General features: G+C 40.4%; 15 protein-coding genes and 1 other RNA gene. 9 read left to right on the top strand and 7 right to left on the bottom strand.

Going from position 1 to position 18,284, the window contains the following annotated elements:
- Positions 1-347: 347 nt before the first annotated feature.
- Together I1A42_RS03580 and I1A42_RS03585 are read right to left on the bottom strand one after the other, a co-directional pair.
- The gene (locus I1A42_RS03580) at positions 348-2,216 is read right to left on the bottom strand and encodes an MFS transporter (RefSeq protein WP_196122674.1); all 1,869 of its coding nucleotides are present in this window, start codon (positions 2,214-2,216) and stop codon (positions 348-350) included.
- 16 nt (positions 2,217-2,232) lie between these two features.
- Positions 2,233-2,823 (bottom strand): TetR/AcrR family transcriptional regulator, encoded by a 591-nt coding sequence (locus tag I1A42_RS03585; RefSeq protein ID WP_161153520.1) that lies wholly within the window; start codon positions 2,821-2,823, stop codon positions 2,233-2,235.
- 189 nt (positions 2,824-3,012) lie between these two features.
- Between I1A42_RS03585 and I1A42_RS03590 the strand changes: the two genes are divergently transcribed.
- Positions 3,013-3,876 (top strand): Tim44 domain-containing protein, encoded by an 864-nt coding sequence (locus I1A42_RS03590; protein ID WP_196122675.1) that lies wholly within the window; start codon positions 3,013-3,015, stop codon positions 3,874-3,876.
- Between the two features lie 73 nt (positions 3,877-3,949).
- Here the strand turns inward: I1A42_RS03590 and I1A42_RS03595 are convergent, their stop codons facing one another.
- Together I1A42_RS03595 and I1A42_RS03600 are read right to left on the bottom strand one after the other, a co-directional pair.
- Positions 3,950-5,251 (bottom strand): cation:proton antiporter, encoded by a 1,302-nt coding sequence (locus I1A42_RS03595; RefSeq protein WP_161153522.1) that lies wholly within the window; start codon positions 5,249-5,251, stop codon positions 3,950-3,952.
- Between the two features lie 413 nt (positions 5,252-5,664).
- Positions 5,665-6,183: a copper resistance protein NlpE gene (locus I1A42_RS03600; protein WP_196122676.1), complete on the bottom strand. Its 519-nt coding sequence runs from the start codon at positions 6,181-6,183 to the stop codon at positions 5,665-5,667.
- Between the two features lie 469 nt (positions 6,184-6,652).
- Here I1A42_RS03600 and I1A42_RS03605 point away from each other — a divergent pair, with 469 nt between their 5' ends.
- Positions 6,653-7,111, top strand: coding sequence for an Lrp/AsnC family transcriptional regulator (locus tag I1A42_RS03605; RefSeq protein WP_196123770.1), 459 nt, complete (start codon positions 6,653-6,655; stop codon positions 7,109-7,111).
- Between the two features lie 240 nt (positions 7,112-7,351).
- Positions 7,352-9,274, top strand: a complete 1,923-nt coding sequence (locus I1A42_RS03610) for a methyl-accepting chemotaxis protein (protein WP_196122677.1) — start codon at positions 7,352-7,354, stop codon at positions 9,272-9,274.
- Positions 9,275-9,807: 533 nt separating this feature from the next.
- On the opposite strand, the gene tesB is transcribed toward I1A42_RS03610, so the two are convergent.
- Complete coding sequence (gene tesB / locus I1A42_RS03615; protein WP_196122678.1) at positions 9,808-10,671, bottom strand: acyl-CoA thioesterase II; 864 nt, start codon at positions 10,669-10,671, stop codon at positions 9,808-9,810.
- A 65-nt stretch (positions 10,672-10,736) separates the two neighbouring features.
- Complete coding sequence (locus I1A42_RS03620) at positions 10,737-11,048, bottom strand: MGMT family protein (protein WP_196122679.1); 312 nt, start codon at positions 11,046-11,048, stop codon at positions 10,737-10,739.
- 53 nt (positions 11,049-11,101) lie between these two features.
- Here I1A42_RS03620 and I1A42_RS03625 point away from each other — a divergent pair, with 53 nt between their 5' ends.
- From I1A42_RS03625 to I1A42_RS03650, 6 genes are all read left to right on the top strand, one after another.
- Positions 11,102-11,851, top strand: coding sequence for a VP0952 family biofilm-associated protein (locus tag I1A42_RS03625; RefSeq protein ID WP_196122680.1), 750 nt, complete (start codon positions 11,102-11,104; stop codon positions 11,849-11,851).
- Positions 11,852-11,996: 145 nt separating this feature from the next.
- On the top strand, positions 11,997-13,970 hold the full coding sequence (locus I1A42_RS03630) for a GGDEF domain-containing protein (protein WP_196122681.1): 1,974 nt from the start codon (positions 11,997-11,999) through the stop codon (positions 13,968-13,970).
- A 164-nt stretch (positions 13,971-14,134) separates the two neighbouring features.
- Positions 14,135-14,231: signal recognition particle sRNA small type (gene ffs, locus I1A42_RS03635), an RNA gene on the top strand.
- A 124-nt stretch (positions 14,232-14,355) separates the two neighbouring features.
- The gene (locus I1A42_RS03640; RefSeq protein WP_196122682.1) at positions 14,356-14,979 is read left to right on the top strand and encodes a TnsA endonuclease N-terminal domain-containing protein; all 624 of its coding nucleotides are present in this window, start codon (positions 14,356-14,358) and stop codon (positions 14,977-14,979) included.
- A 7-nt stretch (positions 14,980-14,986) separates the two neighbouring features.
- Positions 14,987-16,894, top strand: coding sequence for a Mu transposase C-terminal domain-containing protein (locus tag I1A42_RS03645; RefSeq protein WP_196122683.1), 1,908 nt, complete (start codon positions 14,987-14,989; stop codon positions 16,892-16,894).
- On the top strand, positions 16,891-17,877 hold the full coding sequence (locus I1A42_RS03650; protein WP_196122684.1) for a TniB family NTP-binding protein: 987 nt from the start codon (positions 16,891-16,893) through the stop codon (positions 17,875-17,877). The genes I1A42_RS03645 and I1A42_RS03650 overlap by 4 nt, the downstream gene beginning before the upstream one ends.
- 3 nt (positions 17,878-17,880) lie before the next feature.
- Here the strand turns inward: I1A42_RS03650 and I1A42_RS03655 are convergent, their stop codons facing one another.
- On the bottom strand, positions 17,881-18,183 hold the full coding sequence (locus I1A42_RS03655) for a helix-turn-helix domain-containing protein (RefSeq protein WP_196122685.1): 303 nt from the start codon (positions 18,181-18,183) through the stop codon (positions 17,881-17,883).
- Positions 18,184-18,284: the final 101 nt, after the last annotated feature.

The raw sequence follows: 18,284 nt of genomic DNA on the forward strand, positions 1-18,284 counted from the left end.
GTTTTGAACAAGTGTTCAGTAAAATTGAACGAAAAGGTAAAAGCAACGTATTACAAAGTGTTACCTTAATTTAACAGGACAGACAACATAAAAAGGAGGAGTTTTAAAAGGACAGGCAATGTACGAGACACTTCTTTCGTTATTTTTTACCAGGACAGACAGTTTAATTAGATAGCTTAATCAGGGCGAAGTAGAACGATGACAGTATTAATCATTCATAGTTACGGTGAGTGATTAGGGCTGGCTGGGGGAAGGAAATAACCGAAGTGACTATTCAAGATAAAAAGATTACAGAGTGAGGGCAGTGGTGTCACAAGCGCTCACTCATTTTGCATCAATCTTTTTGTTTATTCTGCCGCGCCGCGCAAATTAGTGAGGGCAAGTTGAAGCTTCTCGATATTGGCGTGTTCTGGCGCGATAGGTTCACCAACTTCTATGGCAACTTTTGCTAACCAGCATGAAGGCACACCTTTACAGGCTCGTCCTTTGTACCGGCTAAAATAACTCCCCCATAGCCCTTTTAAAGCGATCGGGATGACTGGTGCCTTACAACGGCTCAGAATGATATCTAATCCGCGCATGAAGGGTTGTATGTTTCCATCTGGTGTGAGGCGACCTTCTGGAAATATACAGACGAGTTCACCATTTTTTAAAGCTTGTTCTACTTCGCCAAATGCGCGGCGAATGGTGCTTCCACGGCGTGCATTAATTGGAATCACGCCAGCCCGACGTAGGAATCCAGCAACAACAGGGAAGTTCGCATAATCTTCTTCCATCACAAAACGAATAAGGCGATTTGAGGCTGCACTGAGAAGTAATGCGTCCATATAACTGACATGGTTACAAATTAATAAAGCACCGCCTTCTTGCGGAAGCTGTTCTAGATTCTTTTCTCGCACTCGGTAGAGGGTTCTCGTCATCAACCAGACAAATAACCGCGTTACATGCACAGGAAACTGATACAACAGAGCGATGGAAACAATAAGATTAAAAATGGCCAATAAGCCGAACAGTTGTGGGATAGAAAGGTGAATAAGGCTTAATGCGACGATCCCTAAAATGGCGCTTAATACCATAAATAGTGAATTGTAGATGTTGAGGGCTGCAATCACTTGAGCACGCTCGTTTACTTTGGCTTTTTGTTGCATTAAAGCATAGAGAGGCACAATAAACATTCCTCCGCTCATCCCGAGTAGAAATAGATATCCAAAGGTAGGCCATAACACGCTAGCGCTAACAAAACGGGTGAAGTTTGCGTAATTAGGTAAGGCCTCCGGAATCTGTGTGGCAAAAAGATAGCCAAATAAAGTGATCGCAAAACCGCTAAGAGGAATCAACCCAAGTTCGATACGATGCTTGGTTAATCGATCATACAGCAAAGATCCTAAAGCGATACCCACTGAGAATAATGCGAGTAAAAATGAAACGGCGGTCTCACTGCCATGCAGATATTGGTGGGTAAAGTTTGGAAATTGGGTTAGATAGGAAGCCCCTAAAAACCAAAACCAGCTTATGGCTAAAATGGCGCGATAAATGGTGCGATTACTTTTCGCAATCGCAAGGGTACGCTTAGTGTGGGCAATAGGTCGCCAACGAAAACGCAGTTCAGGTGCACTGGCTGGTGCTTGAGGAATCCAGCGGCTAGCCAAATAACCCAGAAAGGCAAATATGACGACGGCTCCAGCGGCTATCTCTGCGGAGAAATCAAGCGAGGCGATGATCCCTGCACCAATCGTACCTAATAAAATCGCCATAAATGTCCCTGTCTCGACGAGCGCATTTCCTGGAACTAATTCACTTGGCTTTAATTGCTGAGGGAGCAAGGCATATTTTACTGGACCAAAGATGGCTGATTGAGTACCCATCAAAAAAAGAATCAGTAATAATACGCCATAACTGTGGGTCACAAATCCAATGGCTCCCAATAGCATTATCGCTATTTCCAATAGTTTGACTTTACGGATAAAGGCGGACTTTTCATATTTGTCTGCAAGGAGCCCTGCTGAGGCAGAAAAAAGAAAAAAAGGGAGAATGAATAAGCCAGCAGCAAGATTAATAAATAAGTTACTTGAAACGGGGAGTGATTCTGCACCAGCAAAGGCAACAAAAAGCAGTAACACGTTTTTAAAAATATTATCGTTAAAAGCTCCGAAAAACTGGGTGACAAAATAAGGGAAGAAGCGCCGTTGAAATAGCAGTGAAGAAGATTTTGTCATGCCAGTTCCTTTGGGCTTACCAGTTAGTCAGATAGTGGGACAATAAATTTTCTATCAATTCTTTACCGTCGATCGGCTCTGCAGCGAAAAATTTGTCGTCGACGCTGAGTAGAGTGATGCCGTGAACGCCTGACCATAATACGCGGCTTGCTTGTAATACCTCGTAATCTGTCCGTTGGGGGGCAATCACTTTAAGTAATGTCTCCAGCATAGTTGTCATATTATCGATGCGGTCTTGTTGCCATTCTGGCAATACTTCACCATTCATATTGTGCTCAAAGATGAGCTGCCAACGAAATGGGTTAGCTTGAGCAAAATCGTGATAACAATAAGCTAATTGATATAGAGCCTGTTCCGGATCTTTACATTGGCTTACTACATCTTTCGCTTGAGTGGAAAGGTTATCCAGTGTCTTCGCTACCACATGCAATAGTAACAAATTGTAATTGCCAAACACGTTGACAAGCGTACTAGGAACATAACCAATCATGCCTGCAATCTTGCGTAAGCTAAGATCGTGATAGGAATGCTCTTCTAAAAAGCCATTTACGGCGTCGAGGGTCAGATTAATCAACTCTTCCCTTGTATGATCGTTTCTTCTTGCCATGCGAAATAGTAAAATTATGTACAATGTTCAATATTTTAATGGTGTGCTACCTGAGCGTCAACATATCTGCCTGCAATATTCTGATACAAGTCCATAACATGAAAAGATTTTCATGTTTACTCAGAGCCGCTATCATTTCATTGTTAGAAAAAGTCTGGTTTGAGCCAGTTCATTTAAAAAAGGAAGTCTATGAAACGTTTTTTCTCATTCGTTGCTCTACTGATGGTATCCGTGATGGTTGTTCCTCACGTGGATGCCAAGAAGTTTGGTGGCGGCGGTTCGTTTGGTAAAAGTTTCAAAACTGCACCATCACCGAAATATTCAAACAACAGCACAACAACTAAAAATAAAACAGCAGCAACCCCTAATAATAATCGTAAAGGTTTAATGGGTGGCTTACTTGGTGGTTTATTAGCTGGCGGTCTGTTAGCAGCTTTCTTTGGCGGGGCCTTTGAAGGTATCCAATTTATGGATATTTTAATTATTGGTCTTATTGCGTTCTTCATTTTCCGTTTACTGCGTGGAGTCTTGGCTTCTAAGCAAGCAAGTATGAACCAGCAGCAACCGGCATTTGGCGGCGCGAATCGTAACCAGTATGAACAGCCAAATGTGCATAATTTCGAACAGCCACAAAATGCGGGTGGATTCGGTACTCAAGCACACAGCGATGTGCCACATAATTATCCCCCAGGTTTTGATCAAGCAGGTTTTGTTAACGGTGCTCGTGAGCATTACCGCGTGATACAAGGCGCATGGAACTTCAATCAGCTTGACAAGATTCATGAGTATGTTTCAGAAAGCTTATTTGAAGATTTAAAAAATGAACGAGCGAAGCTTCATGGTGAGCAGCATACCGATGTGATGTATGTTGACGCGGAAATCGTACGCTGTGATTACGATGCGCAAAAAGCGCAGCTAAGTTTACAGTTCTCGGGACGTTACCGCGATGCCGTTGAAGGTGTTGAAGAAGATATTGAAGACATCTGGCACTTAGAGCGCGATTTAACCGTGCCAAATGCACCTTGGTTAATTGTTGGTATTCAAAACAGTTAACAATTGATGTGATAAAAGAAAGGCCCAGTCTTTGACTGGGCCTTATTATTTTGCAGCAATTAAAAGAGTCAATTTAAGCGTGAGACTCTTTGGTTGTTGCTGATTGTGCGTCAATTTTCTTTGCTTTTGAGATCATGGGTGTAATGGTTGAACCTTGCACAATGATAGAGAACAGTACAACGGCATAAGTCATTAATACGATAATCTCTTTTAGTTCAACATGAGCAAATGGCGTTTGGATACCTGAAGGTATTGCCATCGCCATTGCGAGAGCTAAACCACCGCGTAAGCCACCCCATGTTAAAATTTTCACGGATTCTGAGTTGTAACTCCGGAAACGATTAAAACAAACATAGGAAAGGCGAACACTAAGAAAACGACCGCAAAGAACCAAAGGAATAGCAATCATAACGGCGACAAGGTCGACTCTGTGGAAAGTAAATGTCACCATAATTAGGCCGATAAGTAGGAACAAAATCGCATTTAAGAATTCATCCGCTAATTCCCAAAAGTGACTTAATTGGAAAGATTCTTCTTCAGTCATGATAGTGCGGGTGATATTACCGACAATAATGCCTGCCACAACCATCGCTAGGGGGCCGGATACGCCTATATGTTCCGCCATGACATAACCTGCTGTAGGAACTAGCATGGTTAAAATAATACGCATTAAGCTATCGTGAGCTGTTTTAATCAAGAAGTGGAATAGAGCACCTAACACTGCACCAAAGAGTACACCGCCAATAGCTTCGTGAGCGAAAAGTTCAATAGTGCCACCAATGGTCGGCGTATCCGAACTAAAAGCAATTTGGAAAATAGTGACGAATACGACGAGGCCAACACCGTCATTAAATAATGACTCCCCTTCAATCTGAGTCGAGATTCGTTGTGGCGCTTTCATTTTCTTGACTATCGCAAGTACAGCAATTGGGTCGGTTGGTGAGATTAATGCACCAAATAGGCAGCAATAGATAAAATCAATGTTGATACCTATTTCACCAAAGATAAACCAAAGAGCGCCACCGATAAAGAAAGTAGAGAATAGTGTGCCCGCTAATGCAAGAAATGCAATTTCGAACTTTTGGTCTTTTAGGTGGTTAAGGTTGATGTTTAACGCGCCGCCAAACAGTAAGAAACCAAGAACGCCTTTTAATAGAAAATCGTCAAATTGAATGTTATTCAACATATTAACGATAGGTTGTTCATTTCCAACCGAAAGTAACCCTGTGTAACTCAGTGTTAGAAGCACAGCAGAAATAAGAACTGACCAACCAGTGATTGCGATCGTAGTTTGGAATCGACCGAATCGATGGTTTATCAAGGAGATGATGATAGCGACAGCGGCAATCATACAAACTGTGTCATAGACAGACATAGAAAGGTTCCTTGTGAAGTACGTTAAGAGAGTTCTCTCAACATCTATGAAAAGGAAATAAGGCCTACTTCGGGTGAGAGAGCTAGAGGACGGCTAATCTTGCCGAAAAAAAGGTAATTTTGCTATGGTTGGATGGGTAAAAAAGGTACGTTTTCCGGTTAAATAAGCAAAAAAAAACTAAAATCTAATTTTTATATACTTAGTAGTTATGTAAAAATTATTTTTGATAATTTAAATTCATAAAGTGCACTGTCTCAATTTACATGCTGTGATCCTGACCAATAAGAATAGTGTTTAATATTGATAAATTAGAAAACGCTGACATTAGCCAGCGTTTTTGTTATGAATAAGCGCATGTATTCACTAATAATGAATGTATTAATAAACATTCAACTTATTGTGCTATTTGATGCTTATTTTTTATGTAGCTCGTATTGAGCGGCCATATCACCAGAAACTTTATTGCCTGCTGCATCTAGCTTAATGAGCGTGCCATCTTCGATAGCATATTGCTCTGGTTTTCCTTTCCCGTTATCTAAGCTTAATGTAGTCCCTTCTGGAGACCAAGCAAACTTACCTTCGGTCTTTTTATCTTTACCATCAATCTGTTGAGTCATGGTAAAGGTTTGATCTTCATTTAAAGTGATTGTGGTATCCACATTTTTACCATCAGCACCAGGTAGTGAACCTTGGTAACTTCCTTGCCAATCTAGATCACTTGTTTTTTTCTGTAGGGGATCAACAGCCGTAGGGGCAGAGCTAGTTGGCTCATTAACATTTGGTGAAATATCACCAGATGCCGCAGGTGAAGCGTTTTGTTCAACAGCAGCTGATGGTTGTTGGTCTGCTTTAGGTTCAGTTTTATCTGAATTGCCATCACAACCAGCCAAAATTACAGTTAATACACTCAATGCCAAAATCGACTTTTTCATCGTTTAATCCTTTCTCTGTTTGAAATACAAACGGATGTGTTGTTGTTTTGTGGAATGCATTATCCTGCAAACGAATGTTAGGAGAGTCAGGTGGTAGTCATCCTTTCAACAGCGGCTGTAAGAAGGTTGTCAGTGATGTGTTAAGACCTCAACCTAAGATTTACATAGCGATAAAATTCCATATTTATCAGCGTATTAATGCCTGTTGGTCTATAAACCTGCGAGCTATTCAAATTTGTTGCTTTTTTAATGGTCGTTAAGAAGCAGATGAACAGGCTGGATACTCACACATAGATTGGAAAATCCGGACTAGATAGATGTTTTATTACGCCAAAAATAACAAGGTAGTTGTTCAATTACTTGTTTATGATAGTTTGGAGAATATTTTTCTATATCCCAATAACTTTAAGACTCAGGATTCAGAACTTAATCTTGTGGTTACTAGGGTATATAACCGATGAGTCAGATGATGGAATTAGATAGAACAGATCGACACCTATTGTCGTTATTGCAAAGTAACAGCAATTTATCACTGAGCGAGTTAGCAGAAGCTGTAAACCTAACCACAACTCCTTGCTGGAAGCGATTGAAGAAGCTTGAAGAGAGTGGGGTTATTAAGAAACAGGTCGCTTTATTGGATGCAGATAAATTGAACTTGTCATTTATAGCTTTTGTGATGGTTAAAACGAATGACCACTCACATGAGTGGTATCAAAACTTTGTCCGCGCTGTTGAAGAGTTTCCTGAGGTAATGGAGTTCTATCGCATGGCGGGTGAGTATGATTACATGATGAAAGTCATTACAAAAGATATGAATAAATTTGATCTTTTTTATAAAAAACTTGTTAATAGCATCGATGGAATAAATAATGTTACCTCAACATTTTCAATGGAGTCATTAAAATATACAACGGAGCTCCCTATTTAATATATTTTGATCTAAACATATAAATATCTGATGGTTGTATTAATTGTTGTTATATTGATAAGGTATAAATACATTTATTAATAAAACTATTTGTTATTTTAAATTATTTTGTATTAGTTTATTCGTTGTATATAATGGCCGGCCATTGTGTCAGGTTGTTTATTCGCACGGATTACAATTCTTCCTTGTCCTCTTCATCAGCTCGGCATAATTCCTCTAATTATAATTAAGGTTTAAAGTATGTCGTTCATTATTTCTTGGTTCGAGAATCGTTCGGTAGGCTACAAGCTAGGTGTAGGGTTTGGTTTAGTCCTTATTCTTACTGTGGTGGTTGCGCTGGCCGGAGATTATAGCCTTCATATTGTAAAACAGCGCGGAAAAAAAGTATCCGCAGCACTAAGTATGAATCTTTTACTATCACAAGCTAAATTAAATTTTAATGACTATGTGATGAAAGATAGTGATAAAAACAAGCAAGCAACGTTAGATATCTTAGCTAAGTTGAAAAGTGAATTAGTGAATGAACGTCAACTATACGTTGATCAAGAGGACCTTGATGAATTCGACCAGTCAATAAAAAATACCGATGTATTGGTTAATAATATCTATTTGCAAATTAAAAAGCTCAATGAAAAAAATAAATTAAAGCAAGATATTGATAGAAGTTATGTTAGTGGTGTGAAAGATGTCAAAGCGGCGTTTGAAGCTATATCTGCAAATGATAAAGCATTCACGAATAGTGAAATAGAACAAATCCGAACAATACTTTTTGACCTAAGCAGATATTTAAGCGAAACGGCTATTTTTGCTCATACGTCAGAGAAAATTGACATTAGCAGCACACTTTTATTAGGTGAAAAAATTCAAGGGTTAATTAACGCTTTACCGAGTAGTGCGTTAAGCCTGTTCACTAATGACGGTATGAAATCACAGATAGTTGCTTATCAAGAAAAAGTGCGCCGATTCGATAAACTCAATAGTGATTATCAAGTGGCATCGAAGGCAGTAGAGGATAAAGGGGGGCAAATATTTTCTAGTCTAGGTCGTTTAATCGATAGCCAGAATAAAAAAACGGAACTTGATGGAACCAAAGCGATAGTGACCTCATCTGTTGTCACGGCTATTGCTGTGATTCTCGGTGCTATTGCTGCTTGGATTATTTGGCATATGATCACCAAGCCATTAAATGAGACAGTAAAAATTGCCCGCCGTATTGCCGATGGTGATTTGACTCATACAGTATCGACAAAACGTAAAGATGAATTGGGACAGCTGCAAAGCACCATCGGGCATATGACTGAAATGTTGAACGGGCTAATCAGTGAAATTTCTACTTTATCGGGTGAATTAAGTGCTGCCACATCGCAGTTCTCTAAATCTTCCAAAGATAATTCAGCACGTATGCAGAATCAGCAAAAAGAGAGTGAACAAGTCGCAACCGCGATGAATCAAATGAGTGCAACAGTCGCTGAAGTAGCAAAATATGCAGAGCAAGCTTCGCATGCGACACAAGAAGCAAGCACGATTGTATTTGATGGCCATGAAATGGTGAACGATACCACGCGTCAAATGCGCTCTTTGGCTGAAAACGTCGAACGCAGTACTTTGTCTATGCATGAACTAAAACAGCAAAGTGATGATGTGGGTAAAATATTGGATGTGATTAACGGCGTGGCTGAGCAAACTAACTTGTTGGCGCTGAATGCCGCGATTGAGGCCGCTCGGGCGGGGGAATCAGGTCGAGGGTTTGCCGTTGTGGCTGATGAAGTGCGCAATTTAGCGAGTCGAACTCACCACTCAATTCAAGAAATCGAAACCTTAATTGGTCGCTTGCAAGTCGGCGCGGATGAATCGTTACGTTCAATGGAAGAAAGCCAGCAATTCTCGCAAGTGACTATCTCTCGTGCTCAAGAATTACAACAAGCGTTTGAGCAAATTAGCGAAACAATTAAACGAGTGGAAGACATGAGCACTCAGATTGCGACCTCATCAGAAGAACAGAGCCTAGTATCGGATGATATCAGCCGCAGTATGGAACGAGTGAATGAGATCACTCAGCAAGTTGCGGAAGAGGCGCTAGAAGGTGAGCGCGGTATGGATTCATTGTTAAATCGTACACAAGATTTACACGCGTTAACGGCGCGATTCAGTATTTCTGCTTAGTTCTAATATGCAAGCCCGCAATAATATCCCCAAATGACCTCAAGATGCAGGATTCAGAGCTTCATCAACGAGCCCAGGTCAAGCTCAATCACGGCAGGAATGGTTATTCCCTTTCAACGTGATTGAGCGCAGAAATAGGTTTGTTGATGAGCTCCCGAAAGGCGAGTTTTATTCGCTCCTAGGCTGTGTTACTGATTTTCAACGTAGAATGACTATGTCTTCAAATCAGTGCCTTGCCTAAGAGCGAAACCATTCTCGCTGAAACAGCATCTTGAGGTTACTTGGGTATAATAGCGGGCCTTTTATATCCAAATTAACTAAACAATGGTTTAGCCAAAAATCCAAGCGATTAGAAAAACGACAACCAGTAAACCAGCAAATACTTTCAGTAATGGGCCGATTTCCGGAGTACCGCCTGCTGGTGGTTTGTTACAGCAGCTCATATCTCTTCCTCCTTAAGTTTGTCACTGAATTCACTATAAAGCTTCCCCTTAGGGAAAGGTAAAGAGGTATAAGAGAACTTTTTTATCGAATTACGTTTGCTTAAATCTCATCACGCCTTCTTGAACCGCAGAAGCGACTAAGGTGCCGTCTTGGCGATAAATCTCTCCACGAACAAGTCCCCGCCCATTTGAGGCAGTTGGGCTATCAATAGCAAACAGTAGCCATTCGTCCATTTTGAAAGGGCGATGGTACCAAATAGAATGATCGATTGTTGCCACCTGAAATTTTGGGGTCAGCAGTGAAACACCGTGTGGCTGTAGCGCTGTGACTAAAAAGCCCCAGTCAGATGCGTATCCGAGTAAATATTGGTGAATTAACTGGTCGTCGGGTAATTCACCCGTTGCGCGAATCCAAAGATACTGTTTAGGCGCCATTTTTTCTGGCTTAATTGGATTTACGATATTCACAGGCCGCACTTCAATTGGGCGTTCACCACAAAATGTTGTTTTAAGTGGCTCGGGTAATAAGTGGGCAATCTGCGAGGCGATATCGCGTTCAGACGCTAAACTCTCCGGTTCAGGTACTTCAGGCATTGCAGATTGATGTTCAAACCCTTCACTGATCTCTTGATACGATGCGGTTAGATAGAAAATAGGGCGATCATTTTGCATCGCTTTCACACGTCGAGTACTGAAGCTTCTTCCGTCACGCAGGCGCTCAACATCGTAATAGATAGGTTTGGATATATCACCTGGGTAGAGGAAATAGCTATGGAAGGAGTGAACGGTGCGAGTATTCTCTACCGTGTAACGTGCCGCTGACAATGCTTGGCCGATCACTTGACCGCCGTAAACCTGGGGCAAACCGAGATTTTCACTTTGACCTACGTAGGTGCCATTTTCGTGTGGCGTTAACTTCAGTAAGTCCAACAATTCTGAAAGGGCTTGGCTCATGAATAAGGAAATTCCTTTAAACTAACATTGTTAAACAGTACGTCACTCTATGCGATTTAAGCAAGTTAATCCTGATTTGGATCCCAGCGAAATCGCTTCAATGATATTTTTCCATCTGGCGAAACGTCGACCCCTTCTGCTAGAAGTTTCTCACGTTGACGTAAGAGATCGTCCCCTTTTAGAGAGATTCTCCCTTGGCTATTTACAACTCGGTACCATGGCAAAGTCGAGCCAACTGGTAAGTTAGACAAGGCTTTACCGACTTGTCGAGCATAACCGGGAAAGCCCGCCATTCGGGCAACCTCACCATAAGTGGTTATACTACCTTCGGGTATTCTCGCTATAACATAGAAGATATGTGCAAAAAATTGATCCATACTAAAAAAGTCCTACTACGATTATTTACCAAGGAAAGGTACAGGGGATCAAAATGGTATTTTCTATTCTTCAATTTGGAATGACAACCTTATTGGCGATTGTTTGTGCGAGAGCGATGGGGTTAAGCGGTAATGACATACCGTTTATTTCGTTATTGATTCCGGCTTTGTGGGTTTTACCACGAGGTGGAATATCAGGATTTGTTTTATTGGCATCGATGGCAGCGTATGGAATGACGCTCGCTTATCAACCCGCGTCTTTATCAGTGAGTGTTTGGGTGTTATTCCCACTGCTGATGGTTGCGTTTTCACCGCGCAGCAATATTGGCGTCATTGCTTGTTGTGCGCTAATTACCATAACGCTTGAAGTGGGGATTATGGTGACTCAATCGGCTGGGAAACTAGGCGGCACACCTTGGGTTACCGTGGTTCAATTGGTTTCTGTTTCGCTCATGTGGTGGGCTGCGCGCAGTTGGAAACCTAGAAAAGGTCACAGTTGGTGGACGCTTCTTTTAGTCGTACCTCTGTGGATGGCAGGCTTGGAATATTCCGCGCTCTTGTCATTAACAGTGGTGGGTATTATGGCTTCTATGGAAACGATTCGTTCAACATTTAAAGATACGGAATTTTGTTGGCACACGTTATTGTGTTGGACGTTACCTTCGGTTGGGTTTGCAACATTTGTACTATCTCCCGATTTAGACGTACCCAATCCCGTGTTTGTGGTTTGGATGTGCTTACTGGTTACCGCATGGATGACAGATTATATTTTGCGAAGTAATGAAGAACAGATGGAACAATAAACAAAATACATTGTTGCGTGAAATCGATTTCTTGCAAATAAGTGTAAAAAATTAATGATATGGGCGTGTTTAGTTTAGGTATTGCTGAGATGTTTCTATATAATGCATTCACAATATACTGATAACAAAATAAACAACAACGTCCATGCATTATAAACTGATCCTTAGCGGTTGGTTGCTTGTACTTTTGTGTTCGTTCCAAGTACACGCCGATATTACGCCTAATCAAAAAAGTTACACCGTTGCTTCTCAATCTGATGATGTCGTTGCGCGCATTATGTTCGACGCAATAGCCCATCAGTTTAATCTTGATATTCGCTTCAAAACGTACACCAGTTTTGAAGCGATGCTGCATTCTGTTCAGGTTGGAGACAGTGATTTTGCTGCGAATGTGACATTCACGCAGCAGCGCGCGAAAGTATTCGACTTTTCTAGCCCAACTAACATTGACTATACCTATTTGTTTAGCCGCGAGTTTCGTCCGTTAGAGACGATGAAAAGCATAGCTGTGCCTGAAAAATCTGTCTATGACGAACGTTTAAAATCAACATTTCCATTTATACATATCAAATACTTCCATGGCATATTTGAAGCGCAGAAGTTATTAAATTCTGGCAGTGTTGATGGTGTAATTGGTCCGATAAATAGCCTCAAGCCAATGTTAAAACACGGCTACAGTGCGCAATTAGTGAATAAAGAACTTCATGTTCAACCTGTGTCGATTATCGCGACCAAAGGTAAACATCAAGAAATGTTAAAAGTGATGGAGCATTTCCTTTATTCTTCGGAGTCTCAAGAAATATTGCGTCATACCGTGCGTAATTATCAGTTTGAATTACGCCGAAAAGCACTGCGTCAAGCTGTTAATGAAAGTGGTTTGGATTTACAGCTGCCACTTAAAGTTAAGTTTGAAAATTTACCACAGTATGCCACTTATCATAGTAACGGTAATGTCGAAGGTATCAGTGCTGATGTCGTCATGAAGGCGTGTGATGTGCTGCTGATAAGGTGTGAAATCATTAGTAAACCATCAGAAAGTTGGGCAAGTATGTTCAACGATCTACGTAATAATAAAATCGATATATTGGCGCCTATTACCGTTTCGCAGCAGCGTAAAAGCATCGTGAATTTTAGCGATAGTTATTATCATCCTAAGGCATTACTGATTAAGCGCGAAGGATATAAAGAAGGTACATATAAAGATATTTCTGAACTGATCTCTGAACGTATCGGAGTCATCAAAGAAGATTATTTTGAGGAAATGTTGCATCAAATGTTGCCTCATAAATCTTTGGTGCGTTTTACCTCTCAGAAAAAACAGATCCAAGCGCTGCTTGATGGCGATGTTGATTATATCGTTTTAACTGAGGCGAACTTTTCTGAAGTGCTGCGTGAATCACCGAAAATATTGCCACTAGAAGTGGATAAATTAATCGGTCAATTTAGCCAGTTTGATATTGCTGTCGGTTTTACTAAAAATGACAGAGGCGCTAAATTATCGAAACTGTTTTCACAAGCAATTCAAATTATCGATACCTCTAGAATTGTTGCCAAATACGATTTTCGACCGGATTGGCGTTCTAATCTTGCACTGCAAAAACATTACCAAAAAAATGATCAAATAAATTTAGTAATGGTGGTTATTTTACTTATTGTTACGGGGTATTTGATTCAGCGCCAATTCATCATGGATTCCTTAACAAAATTACGTAACCGTAATAGTTTGTGTCGCCGTTTTGCAAAAGGTGTTTCTAAAGATATCAGTATTGTTTATGTTGAAATTGAGCAATTTAAGAAAATTAATGAGACATATGGTTTTGAAGTGGGTGATAAGGTACTGAAAGAACTGGCTAAAAGGATGAAGAAAAATTGGCCAGGTCACTGTTACCGGTTTAGCGGTGATGAATTTGTTGCAGTCGATGTTATTAGTCCTGATAACGTGAACACTTTTATAGAACGCATTGAGAACTTTATTTATGTTGATTCAGAACGAGAGCAAAGTTTTCCTGTGACGTTGTCTCTGGGAGCGTCGTTTAGCCGCAAGAAAACGATACCACTAAAAGAAGTCTTAGGGGAAATATACGCTGATATGGCTCAAGGGTGGTCGGGCAATCACTAAATATCACGATTGGCGTTGGTATTTTCAGCGGGTTGTTTAAATGCTAAGCATTTGAATCGCAAACCCTGTAAATTCTTTGTGATAGGGTTGCATTCAGTCATGGGATGATTGATAATCCTCATCACTCTTCGGTAACCGAAAAATACTGAAGTGACCTATGGAGGCTCTGGTCCTCCCGCAACACTAGTTCGTAAACCTGGTCAGGTCCGGAAGGAAGCAGCCACAGCGAATGACGTGTGTGCCGGGATGTGGCTGGGGCCTCCACCCATTTTGGTGTCGCTGAAAGCATAAAGTGTCCAATTAAAAGCATAAGCTGTCCTTTTAAAACTCATAAAGTGTCCTAAACTTAATTTGGTTGTTTTATTACAACGTTAAGGGACAAGTTATGTACGTTCGAAATCTCCGCAAACCATCTGCAACAAAAAATGTGTACAAGTTTTCGAGTTCTAAAAACCGAAGTGTCATTTTGTGTGAAAGTTCTTTAGAACGAGATTGTTGTTACCATCTCGAATACTCAAAGGACGTTATTTCATTCCAATCACAACCCGAAGGCTTCTATTATTCTTCAGGTAACAAACGTTGTCCCTATACTCCTGATTTTCTCGTCCGAAACCAAGATGGTTCAGAGTATTACCTTGAAGTCAAACCTCTCGCTAAAACCTTTTCTGAAGATTTCAAACGTTCCTTCGCTCTAAAGCGTATCGCAGCACAGCATCAAGGAAAACCATTGGTATTAGTCACAGATAAGCAGATACGTAATGGAGTGTATCTAGAAAACCTTAACTTAATACATCGATATAGTGGGCTAGTGGATTTCAGCTTGTCCTCAACAAAAATTGTTGAGGAGTTGAGTGTTGCAGGAAGAATGTGTATTCGTTCGCTGGCGTATAACCTGAAACTATCGATTGGTGAAGTGATAGCAGTCGTCTTTCGTTTAATTGGATTAGGCAGAGTTAATGTGCCTTTAGATTCTGCAATTAATGAGATGTCTGTGATCTCGGTGAATTGAAATGGTCATGCCTTTTGATGATGAGTTTGAATCCATAACAGATGATACTCAGGCCGAATATGATGCATCTTCTGAGGCTAAGCTAGCTCGAAAACAATACCAACCACTTGATTCAGTTACTATTCATGAACGAGACCTGTCATCTTTTTCTGAAGAACAGAAAAATAAGGCATTGGAGCGATACAAACTTATTTCTGCTGTCGCTAAAGAGATATCTGGTGGTTGGACACCTAAAAATATTAACCCTTTAATTGATAAATACAGTCCCAACTTATCGATCAAACGGCCAAGTTACAAATCAGTTATTCGTTGGTATAAATCCTTTTGTGAGAACGATGGAAACATTGTGTGTTTAGTTGATCACAATCACTCAAAAGGAAATAGAACCAAACGTATTATTGATGATGAAGCTTTTTTTGTTGAAGCCACTGAACGTTTCCTTGATGCAAAAAGACCCAACTATTCACAAGCATATCAGTTTTACTGCGACAGAATCGAAATTGAAAACAGCAATATTATCTCCGGTCAAATATCCAAAGTTAGTTATCAGGCGTTTAAAGAAAGATTGAAAAAACTTCCTCCTTATGAAGTTGCATTAAAACGATTTGGTCAAAATTATGCGAACAAGCTTTTCAACTATTACCAATCATCGGTTCCAACCTCAAGAATATTGGAACGTGTAGAGATAGACCATACACCACTCGATCTAATCCTTCTTGATGATGACTTACTGATACCTTTAGGTCGAGCCTATTTGACGTTACTGGTCGATGTGTTTAGTGGCTGTATTATTGGTTTCCATCTTGGTTTCAATCCCCCTAGCTATGTATCTGTTGCTAAAGCGATCATCCATTCAGTAAAAAGCAAAGACTATGTTCATGATTTGAATATTGAGCTCACTAATGACTGGTTATGCCACGGGAAAATGGAAACACTGGTTGTTGATAATGGAGCTGAGTTCTGGTCAAAAAGCGTAGATCAAGCCTGTATGGAAGCTGGAATACACGTTGAGTATTGTAAAGTGGGGCAACCGTGGGAAAAGCCTCGGGTTGAAAGGAAATTTTTAGAAATTATTCAGGGAATTGTTGGATGGGTTCCGGGAAAAACTTTTTCGAATATATTGGAAAAAGATCGGTATGACCCACAAAAAGACGCCGTAATGCGGTTTAGTAGTTTTGTTGAAGAGCTACACCGTTGGATTATTGATGTTCATAATGCCTCCCCTGATTCTCGGAATACGAAGATTCCCAATTACCATTGGAAAAAGAGTGAAGAAGCCTTGCCACCTGCGGCGCTCAGTGACCGAGATGAAAAGCAGTTTCGAATCATTATGGGAGTTATTCATGAAGGCGTTGTGACAACTAAAGGTATAAAATATAAGCACTTAATGTATGACAATGTGGCGTTAGAACAATATCGGAAGCAGTACCCACAAACAAAAGAGTCTCGTAAAAAAACTATAAAAATTGACCCCGATGATCTGTCTAGCATATTCGTTTATCTGGAGGAAATCGGAGGATACATCGAAGTTCCCTGCAAATATGATCCTTTGGGATACACAAAGAATCTGTCACTAAGTGAGCATGTTCGCATAACTAAAATACATCGTGATTTTATAAAAGGCCAAGTGGATTCTTTATCATTAGCGAAAGCTCGGCAAGCACTTCATGAACGTATTAAAACGGAGCAAGAGCACCTTTCTTTAATGTCGGTTGAGAGTCGAGCAAAAAAAGCCAAACATGGTAAGAAAATGGCAGCTCTTTCAGGTATATCAAATGAGCAACCTATGTCCATACAGAATGCTTTAGAAAACAAGAATAAGCCGTTAGATGAAAACCTTGACGAGCCTACTCCTGTGGACAATCTCAAATCGCTCTGGAATAAACGTAAAGCGATGAAAAGGTCTAAAGAATGAATCTATCTGGTGAACAAAAAATTGTTGTCGATGAATTACTAACTCAATACCACAATTCATTCGTTATTTATCCAGATGTGCAACAGATATTCGATGGCCTTGATTGGATTGTACGTCGTAGTCAATTTGGCAATTTTACGCCATCGATGCTTATAACTGGTGGCACTGGGGCAGGTAAAACATCACTCATTAACTATTATCTAAAACACCATTTTAATGATAATGAAGTCTTGGTGACTCGTGTCAGACCGAGCTTTATCGAAACATTGATTTGGGCGATTGATAAGTTAGGTCTTCCTCATAATACCCGTTCGAAAGGTTCTGAAATTGGCTTACAGGATTATTTCATTAACAGTGTTAAAAAATCCAATCTTAAGCTCTTAGTTATCGAAGAAGCTCAAGAATTATTTGAGTGTGCTACTACCAAAGAAAGACAAAAAATTCGTGACCGGCTCAAAATGATCAGTGATGAATGCCGGTTACCTATCGTGTTTATAGGAATTCCGACTGCTAAACTTATCTTGGAAGACTCTCAGTGGGATAGACGAATTATGGTCAAAAGAGAATTACCATATATTCGAATCACATCCGCATCATCAGTAGACGTATACATCGATTTACTTGAAGAGCTCGAAAAGCAACTTCCAATTCCAGTTGAACCGGAACTTTCGGATATGGATACAGCGATGAGATTACTAGCAGCGACCAAAGGTATGCTTGGAGCTATTAAAGAGTTAGTTGGTTATGCATTAGAACTCGCTTTACTAGCAGGTAAATCAGCAGTGACCAATGAAGACTTTGTATTGGCATTCGAAACAATTAATGGCCCTGATGTTCTTAATCCATTTACAACCAATATCGATAACCTATTGATACCGCAGGTTATAGAGTACGAAGGATTTATCATTGACCCTGAAAGTGGGGAAATCAAATTTACTAAACAGCTATTTCAAGATATGCCGTTAGCGGCGCTATTAGGGTAACCCTTACCTAGACTCAATCAATTTTTCTAATAGTTCCTGTTTCTCCTCTGCACTCAGCTTATCAATCAAGCACGCAAGTTCAGCAGACATCTCATCCTTACAGAAAAAGTAGTTCAGGGGCACATCGAGCTCTTCTGCCATTCGGGTTAATGTACCAATATCGGGTACATGGCGACCTTTTTCGTAATGGTTCATTCGACCGCTTGCTGAACTTTCTTCCATACCAATTCTTACACCCAAATCTTTTTGGGTGATCTTGGCTTTTTTACGTGCTGCTTTGAGCCTCGCTGGGATTGGGTTTTCCACTTAGACATTCTTTTCAGTACCTATAGATAACTTAGATTGTCTAAGTTTTACTTATTTTTGTATACTTAGCAATCCTAAGTTTTTAAGTGCTAAAGATAGTC

The organism is Vibrio nitrifigilis, from assembly GCF_015686695.1.
In the GTDB taxonomy this organism is placed as follows: Bacteria; Pseudomonadota; Gammaproteobacteria; order Enterobacterales; family Vibrionaceae; genus Vibrio; species Vibrio nitrifigilis.